Annotated in this window: 11 protein-coding genes; 4 read left to right on the top strand and 7 right to left on the bottom strand. The window is 45.3% G+C overall.

The genetic code is table 11. The annotated features are described in order from the left end of the window. The 3 genes from JW968_01365 to JW968_01355 all read left to right on the top strand — a co-directional run. The coding region (locus tag JW968_01365; protein MBN1385608.1) for a TrmB family transcriptional regulator at positions 1–721 on the top strand (721 nt) is incomplete at its 5' end. Between the two features lie 50 nt (positions 722–771). Continuing rightward, a complete protein-coding gene (locus tag JW968_01360; GenBank protein ID MBN1385607.1) occupies positions 772–2,325 on the top strand; it encodes a phenylalanine--tRNA ligase subunit alpha in 1,554 nt (517 codons plus the stop codon). Positions 2,326–2,382: 57 nt separating this feature from the next. Further along, positions 2,383–4,041, top strand: coding sequence for a phenylalanine--tRNA ligase subunit beta (locus JW968_01355; protein ID MBN1385606.1), 1,659 nt, complete (start codon positions 2,383–2,385; stop codon positions 4,039–4,041). A gap of 30 nt (positions 4,042–4,071) precedes the next feature. Here JW968_01355 and JW968_01350 read toward each other — a convergent pair whose 3' ends face one another. Further along, positions 4,072–4,458: a 50S ribosomal protein L14e gene (locus tag JW968_01350; protein MBN1385605.1), complete on the bottom strand. Its 387-nt coding sequence runs from the start codon at positions 4,456–4,458 to the stop codon at positions 4,072–4,074. A 65-nt stretch (positions 4,459–4,523) separates the two neighbouring features. Continuing rightward, a complete protein-coding gene (locus JW968_01345; protein MBN1385604.1) occupies positions 4,524–4,784 on the bottom strand; it encodes a 50S ribosomal protein L34e in 261 nt (86 codons plus the stop codon). A 383-nt stretch (positions 4,785–5,167) separates the two neighbouring features. On the opposite strand from JW968_01345, the gene JW968_01340 reads away from it, so the two are divergent. Beyond that, the gene (locus tag JW968_01340) at positions 5,168–5,782 is read left to right on the top strand and encodes a hypothetical protein (GenBank protein ID MBN1385603.1); all 615 of its coding nucleotides are present in this window, start codon (positions 5,168–5,170) and stop codon (positions 5,780–5,782) included. Here JW968_01340 and JW968_01335 read toward each other — a convergent pair. The 5 genes from JW968_01335 to JW968_01315 form a co-directional block, all read right to left on the bottom strand. Next, positions 5,772–6,404, bottom strand: coding sequence for a hypothetical protein (locus JW968_01335; protein MBN1385602.1), 633 nt, complete (start codon positions 6,402–6,404; stop codon positions 5,772–5,774). The genes JW968_01340 and JW968_01335 overlap by 11 nt on opposite strands. Beyond that, positions 6,401–7,012, bottom strand: coding sequence for a PD-(D/E)XK nuclease family protein (locus JW968_01330; GenBank protein MBN1385601.1), 612 nt, complete (start codon positions 7,010–7,012; stop codon positions 6,401–6,403). Before JW968_01330 ends, JW968_01335 begins: the two co-directional genes overlap by 4 nt. Before the next feature lie 20 nt (positions 7,013–7,032). Beyond that, on the bottom strand, positions 7,033–7,245 hold the full coding sequence (locus JW968_01325; GenBank protein MBN1385600.1) for a hypothetical protein: 213 nt from the start codon (positions 7,243–7,245) through the stop codon (positions 7,033–7,035). 94 nt (positions 7,246–7,339) lie between these two features. Continuing rightward, on the bottom strand, positions 7,340–8,227 hold the full coding sequence (speB, locus tag JW968_01320) for an agmatinase (GenBank protein ID MBN1385599.1): 888 nt from the start codon (positions 8,225–8,227) through the stop codon (positions 7,340–7,342). A 143-nt stretch (positions 8,228–8,370) separates the two neighbouring features. Beyond that, positions 8,371–9,073: TrmB family transcriptional regulator (locus tag JW968_01315; protein ID MBN1385598.1), on the bottom strand; the 703-nt coding region annotated here is incomplete at its 5' end.

The raw sequence follows: 9,073 nt of genomic DNA, 5'->3' as shown, positions 1-9,073 counted from the left end.
TGTGTCGACTGCTGGTGAGCTTTCTGATATCGCTAATGTTCCCAGGTCAAGGAGCTATGATGTTCTTGAATCCCTTGAGAAGAAAGGGTTTGCTGTGACCAAATTGGGCAAGCCTATCAAGTATATCGCTGTCCCGCCCGAAGAGGTCCTCGAGAGGGTCAAGAAGAACATCAAGAGTGAGTCAGAGAAGCAGGTGCTGAGGCTTGAGGAGCTCAAGGATACTGAGATTCTCGACGAGCTGAAGACTCTCCACACCCAGGGCATCGAGCTGATCGAGCCGTCTGATCTGAGCGGCTCCCTGAAAGGGAGGCATAATCTCTACAATCACCTTGAGATGAGTATCAAGAACGCACAGAAATCTGTGACTATCATGTCCACATCCCAGGGTTTCATCAGGAAGGTCGAGGGATTGAAGCCGGTTTTTGAGAAGCTGAAGAAGAAGGGTGTCAAGATAAGGATTGCAGCACCTATGACAAAGGAATCAATGAATGCTCTCAAGGATGTCGGTGCTGTTGCTGAGGTCAGGCATACTGACAGGAAAGCGAGGTTCTGTATTGTTGACAGCAAGGAGCTCGTCTTCATGGTCCTTAACGACTCAGAGGTTCACCCGACTTATGATGTCGGCATCTGGGTCAACACGCCTTTCTACGCGAATGCCATGGAGAACCTGTTTGATGTTGCCTGGAAGAACATGAAGCCTGCAAACCAGAACATCAAATGATTTTTTTCTTTTTGATAACATTTATATAATTCTCGCTTATCTGTGAACGCATGCCGAAGAAGCAGGTTAAGACTGACATTTTGTGGATAGCGAAAGGCCTTTCTCAGGTAGAGGCGGCTGTCCTTGGCTCTCTGAAAGGCCGGGCTTCCCTGGATGATGTCTGTTCTGCGACAGGGCTTGAAGAGATAAAGGTGATGAGGGCTTTCCAATGGCTTTCTAATAAGGGCCTTGTTGAGATTGAGTCGTCATCTGCTGATTTTATTTCTCTGGATAAGAATGGTGTTGTCTATGCTGACAAGGGCCTTCCTGAGAAGAGGTTCCTGGAAGCAGTCAGGAAAAAGCCTCTTTCTCTTGAGGAGATAGGCAGGGCTGCATCTCTTGATAAGGATGAGTTGGGTGTCTGCATCGGCAGTCTGAAGAAGAAAGGCGCGATAATCGTCCTGCCAGGGCCTAGATTCAGCATTCAGGAGAATGGGAAGAACATGCTTCTGAAGGATTCTTTGGAGGACAGGCTTATCATGAAGCTCGGGAAAGGTTATATGGAGCTTTCATCCCTGAAACCAGAGGAGAAGTTTGCCTTTGATGAGCTTTGCAAGAGGCCTCTGATAATAAAGAAGGCAGCCAGCAAGACTAAGTACGCGAAGCTGACTCCCTTGGGGAAGGAAGTTGCCTCATCAGACATGGGGATGGGGCTTCTCGAGAAGCTCACGCCCGGGATGCTCAAGGACGGTTCCTGGAAAGGTGGGGAATTCAGGCGTTATGATGTCAGGATAAATGTGCCGAGGATAAATGGGGGCAGGCGTCATTTTGTTTGCGATGTGGTTGATTATGCGAGGCGTGTATGGCTTGATATGGGATTCGAGGAGATGTCAGGCCAGTATGCCCAGACATCTTTCTGGAACTTTGATGCGCTCTTCACTGCACAGGATCATCCTGTGAGGGAGATGCAGGATACTTTTTTCATTAAATCGCCGTCTGAGGGCAGGCTTCCTGATAAGAGGCTTGTCGCCAGGGTCAGGGCAGTTCATGAGGGAGGAGGGGACACAGGATCAAGAGGCTGGGGCAAGCCTTGGGATGAGAATGAGGCCAAACAGAATGTGCTGAGGACCCACACCACTGTATTGAGCGCCCGCACTCTCGCCTCGCTGAAGAAGTCTGATCTTCCGAAAAAATTCTTTGCAGTCGGGAGGAATTTCAGGAATGAGACAATGGATTGGAGCCATCTCTTTGAGTTCAATCAGTTCGAGGGCATTGTGATAGACCAGGACGCTAATTTCAGGCATCTTTTGGGTTATCTCAAGGAATTTTTCAGGAAGATAGGATTTCCTGAAGCCAGGTTCAGGCCTGCTCACTTCCCGTATACAGAGCCCAGTGTCGAGATTGACGTCTTCCATCCTGTCCACAAGAAATGGGTTGAGCTCGGCGGTGCCGGGATTTTCAGGCCCGAGGTCGTGAAGCCTCTGCTCGGCATTGATGTTCCGGTTCTGGCTTGGGGTCCGGGATTGGACAGGCAGCTTATGGAATATTTTGGTCTTACAGATATAAGGGATCTCTACAGGAATGATATCGGCCAGCTGAGAAGGCTGAAGAAGTGGATGAAATGAAGGAGCGAGGACAATAGAGAGAAGACAATATTTAGATGATGACAATGGGATGATGTTATGCCGACAATAACCATAAACAGGAAGGAATTCGAGAAGCTGGTTGGCAAGAAGCTTGATGATGATAGTCTCAAGGATCGTATTTCCATGCTCGGTACTGATCTGGAGAAGATTGAGGGGAATGATATTGTCGTTGAGATCTTCCCGAATCGTCCTGATATGCTTTCTGAGCAGGGTTTTGCCAGGGCTTTTGCCTCGTTCATAGGTGTCAAGACCGGCCTCAGGGAATACAAGGTGAGGAAATCAGATTATCGTGTGATTGTCGAGCCGAGCGTGAAGAAAGTGAGGCCTTATACCATGTGCGCGATAGTGAAGAACCTTAAGTTTGATGACGAGAAGATAAGGGAGATAATCCAGCTTCAGGAGAAGCTTCATGTCACATTCTGCAGGAACAGGAAGAAGGCAGCTATTGGGATCTATCCCTTGGAGAAGATCAGGCTTCCGATCTATTATAGGGCAAAGAAGCCCAAGGATATATGTTTTGTTCCTCTCGAGATGGATAAGAAGCTCAATGGCTTGCAGATCCTAGGGCAGCATCCAACAGGGAGGGAGTTCGCTCATCTTCTTGAAGGCAAGGATCTTTTTCCTGTCTTTGAGGATGCTGACGGCAATGTTCTGTCCATGCCGCCGATAATCAACTCCCATATGACTGGCAAGGTTTGTGATAAGACCACTGATGTGTTCATTGAGACATCCGGCTTTGACATGAAGGCCCAGAGCAGATTGCTGAACATAATCCTCTGTTCCTTGGCTGACATGGGTGGCGAGATACATGAGATGGTCTTGGAGTACCCTGATGAGAGGATCGTTTCGCCGGAGATGCAGCCTGAACTGTGGGATCTTGATCTTGCTTATATAAATAGGCGCCTGGGGCTTGAGCTTTCTGAACCTGATGTGAAAAAGCTTCTGGGAAAGATGGGTTTTGGATACTCGAAAGGCAGGGTTTCTGTCCCTTGCTATCGTGCTGATATCATGCATCAGGTGGATTTTGTGGAGGATATAGCCATTGCATATGGTTTTGAGAGTTTCAAGGAGGAGATACCTGAGGTGTCCACTATTGCGAGAGAGGACATTATTGAGATTTTCAGGAGGAAGATTGCTCATATCCTGCTCGGATTGGGGCTTCTTGAAGTCAATTCATATCATATCTCGAATAAGGATGTCCAGTGCAGTAGGATGCTGCTTGATGCTGATGTTGTTGAGTTGAAGAATGCCTTGACATCAGACTACAATGTCCTTAGGTATTGGATTGTGCCCAATCATCTCGAGATCCTGGCTAGGAACAAGAGCTATGAATATCCTCAGGATATCTTTGAGATCAATACTGTTTTCAGGAAGGGCGATACTGAAACAGGTGTCAGGGAGGATATCAGGCTTTGCGTGACTCTCTGCTCTGCTGAAGCGAATTTCACCAAGATTAAGCAGGTTCTTGATTATCTGTTTGCAAATCTCGGGCTTGTGTACGGCATTGATGAGGTCTCCCATCCTTCTTTCATCCCGGGGAGGGTCGGCAGGGTCTCGGTCGGCAATGAGAAGATTGCTTTCATCGGCGAGATGCACCCGCAGGTCCTGCAGAATTTTTCGCTTGACTATCCTGTTGCAGTGCTGGAGCTGGATATCACTGGGCTGTTTGGAAGGGTTGAAAAGAATTTTTATTGAGAAATATTTGGAAAAGGTTGGATAAAAAGATTATGTTTTGTCTGTTGTCTCTGTTTTTTCTGTCTTCTCGGCTTTCTTCTCTGTGGGTTTCTTCTCTTGCTTTGCCTTTTTAGGCTTCTCTTTCTTCCTGCGCACCCTTGCCGGCTTCTCCTGTTTCTTTTTTCTTGGCGCTGTTCTCTTTAGTATTTTCACGCCCAGCTTTTCCAGTGCTTTGAGGACTGCGTTTGTGTCTGCTCCCTTCTTTATATCTGTCTTGTCTTTTGTCTCGACAAGGTGTGAGACATTGCACTTCTTCCTTCTTACATTGCCGTCTATCAGCACATACTTGTCATCCAGCACATCGACTATGATGCAGTAGTTGTTTCCGTCTCTACCCGCCAGTTTCTTGCAGACTCTTCCGATTTCGATCATGTTTATCCTCTCGTTTTTATTTTATCCTCCGTGACGTCGCCGTCATGGATTCACTTTCAAATAAAAAGAGATTATCGAGAATTCTCAATAATCTTTTTCCTTGTGCATCTTGAGCAGAGTGTCCCGCCGAACGCTCTTTGGGGCCTCTTCTTGCTCTTCGGCGTGTTCTTCATCTGTCTTGTTGTCTTTCTTGGCACGCCTTGGAGCTCTGCACCGCACACGCACTTGGCTTTTGATGGCTTGCGCAACTTGTACTGTATCTTGTTTGTGCCGCCTGGAGTTTTTACAAAGACTCGCCTTAATGATCTTGATCTGTGTTTTCCTTCTACCATGTTGCCCTCGTTGCTGACGGAACTGGGGGGCTTTTATAAATTTTTTGATAGGATTAGATGCCTGCTCAGTATCCATAGAAGGATGAATATTCTTTTTTTGTGATTGGAGTGGCTTTATAACCCCCTATTTGTATATATGAGGATTTTCTGGTGTTTTGGGATGGATCTAAGATTTCTTCTGATTTTATTTTCAATTATTTTTTGTTTATCTTCAAGTAACGACACAGAAATGTTTATATAACCTGTAATCTTCCCAATCCCAGCTTATACTGGGATTTAGGGGTTTTTTAGCCAATTATTTTGCAGGATTTTAGGAAAATATTTATAAATCCCCCTTTTGAGGAAATTCCTGTTATATTGCAAAAAAGAGTCATGTGGTTTGGATGAAGCTGTCTAACAAGATAATTGAAGAGGTTGTCACAGATATCGCTGGACAGGATGTTATGCCCCTGGTCAAGATTCTGAGGGCTAAGAAGAATATTTCTGAGTTTAAGCTTGCTGAGACCCTGAAGCAGGAGGTCAATGAGACAAGGAATATGCTTTATAGGTTATATCACAGGGATCTTGTTTCGTTCGCCAGGAGAAAGGATAAGAAGAAAGGATGGTATATCTATTATTGGAACTTCAATCCGAAGCGTGTGAGATTCCTCATGGATGAGATCATGACAGGAAAGCTAGTCAGGCTACAGGAGAGGCTGGGGCGTGAGGAAGAAGGCTTCTTTTTCTTCTGTAACAACAACTGCATGAGGTTGGATTTTGATCAGGCCTCGAATTTCAATTTTAAGTGTCCTGAATGCGGCGCGATAATGCAGCATGATGACAATGTCAAGAAGATCTCTGAATTGAGGAGTGATATCTCTGATATTGAGAGGATAATGGGTCTTAAGGTCAGGAAAGCGGCTGCAAGGCCGAAGGCAGCCAGATCACCCAAGGTCAGGGTCACTAGGGATAAGCCTGCCAGGAAAACAGCAAAGAAAAAGATTCGCTCTAAGAAGTGAGCCAGGGATATTTCTTTATTTCTTCAAGGAGTGCTTTATGCTTATGGATGCCTAGCTCAGATATGATAACCATATCTGGGATTCCTTTTCTCTCATCCCTTTTTGTGAATTTGTGTGTGTTGCAGAGAAGGAAGGTCTGGGCATGCCCGGTCCTCTTACCGCGCAGCGCTTTGCTTACCGCACCATAGGGGGTCACTGCTTCGCATTCAGCCAGTATAATGTCGTTTTCAGGATCCTCTATTTTGGATATTGTGAATCTCTTTCTGTCGGATCTCGCATTTCCCAGCGCTTTCCCCACGAGTCCTTTGTTGCTTGAGATGCCGATCTTTGATCCGTTCTTTATCTTTTTTGAGGCCAGCTTCGCGATTTTCTCGTCTGATGCAGATAAATGATGGGCCAGCTCTTCGTATCTCTCTTTGATTGTGTGCTTGAGGTCAAGGACATGGTATGGTCTGAGCAGGTATGTCATGAATTTAAGAGAATTTTCTGCGAGCGGATCCTTCTTGCCGGTTTTTTTGATTGACATGGATATGTATCTCATCAGCTCTCTTGAATTCTTTGCCTTTGATCTCTGCACTTTCTCGTTCAGTGTTTTTGCAGCTTCAGGCATATTGGTTTTCATGCGATGATTCCCTCTGTTGGCTTGAAGGCATATGCATTGTTCTCGTCAAAATAACCGCACCTGAATTTCTCGAGAGGTATCCCTGTCCTTTTGCTCAGCATGAATGCATAGAAGAATGTCTGTGTGTCGGCATATTTTTCTCTGTGGGCCTTGGGTTTATAATCCCATATCCATATCTTGCCGTCTTCCACCCTGAGTATGTCTATGTGGCCTGACAGTGGCTTGTTTGATTTGAAGATCTCTTCGTACATCTTTATCTCATAGGGGTGAAGCCATATGGGCACTTCGACTGCTATTGTCTTGTCATCCCTTTCCAGCATGAAGCATTCGACATTTGAATGCGCAGTCTTGTATGCTTTGCTTTTCAGGCCTTCTTTCGCCAGGCCGGACACTTCGTGGAGCCCTATGCAGCTGACATCTATGCCCAGGTTGAATTTGAGGTGCGATGATCTGGGCCCATCAAGGAAATAGTCATTTGGGCATTCAGTGAACATCTTTTCCAGGTATGTGTTCAGTTCCGGAAATCCTGTGCACAGCTCTGCGACCTTCTTTGTGTGCAGCCTGTAATAATAGAACCAGCCATGATTAAGTGAGACATGTTTTATCATTTTAAAGAAATGGAAAAAAATTATCTCTTTTTCTTGAGCTTCTTCAGGATTTGGGACTCTTGTCTCTCGATTACCAGTTCTTCTGCTGCTATTCTCCTGGTGATCCTCTCGATATTGAGGTCCATCCTTGCGATCCTTCTTTCAAGAAGCACGAGAATTCTTAGGCTGTACACGATTGCAGCAAGGGTTCCAATGATTATGCTCAGTGTCAGTCCTTCAACACTTAATGCCATGTTATCATCCTCCTTTTTTGAATATGAATTGTATGCCTTTTTAAACGGAGCTACATTTATAAAGGTTTTGTTTTCTGCTCTCTGGTTGTAGTGGCTAATCTGCCAGGAAGAGCTTATATAATATGAGCTTGTATGTTATCAGTGATGCTGTGAAATCAGATACCTTGTTGTCTGGGAGCGGCATTAGTTCGACTACATCTGCCCCTATCACATTTCTTTTCTCAAATGCTGCTCGCAATAATCTTAGCAGGAACTCATAGCTCAGGCCATTCGGTTCTGGTGTTCCGACACCAGGCATTATGCTTGGGTCTAAGCCGTCAAGATCTATGGTGATATATACATCATCCTTGAGCTTTGATATTATTTCAGGTATCTTCTCTTCTGTGAGTGGTGCATAGAAGATCGTGTCTATTTTGTTGTCTTTGATGAATCTGCTTTCTTGCACTGACATGCTCCTTATGCCGGCCTGCACGCAGTGGAACATCTCTCTTGCTCTTCTCATTGCGCATGCATGGTTGTTCTTTGTGCCTTCATATTCCTCGCGCAGGTCTGCATGTGCATCTATCTGGAGTATGCTTCCTTTGAATCCTTTTTCCTTTAGCGCCTGCAGTGCTCCATTTGTCACTGAATGCTCGCCGCCGAGCATGACTATGAATTTCCCGGAATCTAGGAGGATGCTGTATTCTTTCTTGATCTTCTCCATCATCTCTTCTGGGTTCTCTCCTCTGTGTGTTATCTCTTCTGTTGTGAATATGTCTGTTTCATCTGGCTGCACATCGAGTTCGATGTCATAGATCTCCATATTCCTTGATGCTTCGATTATTGCTGCCGGGCCTTTTGAGGTTCCTTTTAGATAGCTTACTGTGCCTTCATAAGCGACAGGGAGCACCACTGCTTTGCTCTTGGAGAAATCCTGTTCTTCCATGCCGCAGAAGTTTGGTGTGGTGTGGTTAGATGAAGTTTGGTCTGATGGAGTTTGCATTGTGGTATGCCCTATATGATGTTGTTTAATAAAGATTTTGTAATATCATTTTGTAATATTATTTTCAATATAGAATATATTGTATGGGATTTGGGTTGATATTGATTGATATTATATCCGGATTAAGGAAAAAAATAGAAGGATTACTTTGTCTGCTTCCAGTTCTGGTCAAACAGCTTCTCTAGTATTGTTGCGAAGAATGGTGTGTTGACCCAGACACCGACATCATAAGTGGGATGCACTTCTTCGTCATCGAGCAGCATGAACATGACTTCTTTCCCGTCGACTACAAGGAATCTCCCCTTCATGTCCTTGAAGCTCTTCACTTCTGCTAGCTTTGATATGTCCCGTAATGCGCCTTGGGCCTCTTTTGTGACTGGTGCGGCGATCCTGATCTTTACTCCTCTTTCTTTTGCCTTCTCCATTGCTTTCTGGAAGGCATCTGATTTCCTGATGAAACCGCTTGTTGTGGTCATGAGCGTTATTGATTTCTCAGCAGATTTTACCATCAGCTCAAGATGATTGTATAGGTTATTCCTTCCCTTGAATACGCCGGAAAGGTCTGTTGGCTCGACCAGCTCGATGCCCTGGTTGTGCAGTAGCTTAAGCTCAGAAAGGACGTCTGTATTCTTGAGGCTTTCGATCATGGTTATCTGCTTTGAGCTGTCTTCCTGTACTTTCTTCTTGACCCTCTCGAGGACCTCTTCGGGCGGGACAGCGATATACTTGATAGGCTTGCCCAATTTCATCACAATGAATCCTTTCTTCTCAAGGGATTCAAGAACATCATAGCTCCTTGACCTGGGAACATTAGCGATATCAGAAAGCTCACCAGCAGTCGACACA

Source organism: Candidatus Woesearchaeota archaeon, from assembly GCA_016928155.1.
Lineage (GTDB): Archaea > Nanobdellota > Nanobdellia > Woesearchaeales > JAFGLG01 > JAFGLG01.
The sequence above is the reverse complement of the archived record's forward strand: the minus strand, read 5'-3'. Positions and strand labels throughout refer to the sequence as shown.

Coding starts and splice junctions, on each gene's coding strand:
- JW968_01360 (MBN1385607.1), top strand. CDS start 772: ATGCCGAAGAAGCAGGTTAAGACTGACATTTTGTGGATAGCGAAAGGC.
- JW968_01355 (MBN1385606.1), top strand. CDS start 2,383: ATGCCGACAATAACCATAAACAGGAAGGAATTCGAGAAGCTGGTTGGC.
- JW968_01345 (MBN1385604.1), bottom strand. CDS start 4,784: ATGGTAGAAGGAAAACACAGATCAAGATCATTAAGGCGAGTCTTTGTA.
- JW968_01340 (MBN1385603.1), top strand. CDS start 5,168: ATGAAGCTGTCTAACAAGATAATTGAAGAGGTTGTCACAGATATCGCT.
- JW968_01335 (MBN1385602.1), bottom strand. CDS start 6,404: ATGAAAACCAATATGCCTGAAGCTGCAAAAACACTGAACGAGAAAGTG.
- JW968_01330 (MBN1385601.1), bottom strand. CDS start 7,012: ATGATAAAACATGTCTCACTTAATCATGGCTGGTTCTATTATTACAGG.
- JW968_01325 (MBN1385600.1), bottom strand. CDS start 7,245: ATGGCATTAAGTGTTGAAGGACTGACACTGAGCATAATCATTGGAACC.
- speB (MBN1385599.1), bottom strand. CDS start 8,227: ATGCAAACTCCATCAGACCAAACTTCATCTAACCACACCACACCAAAC.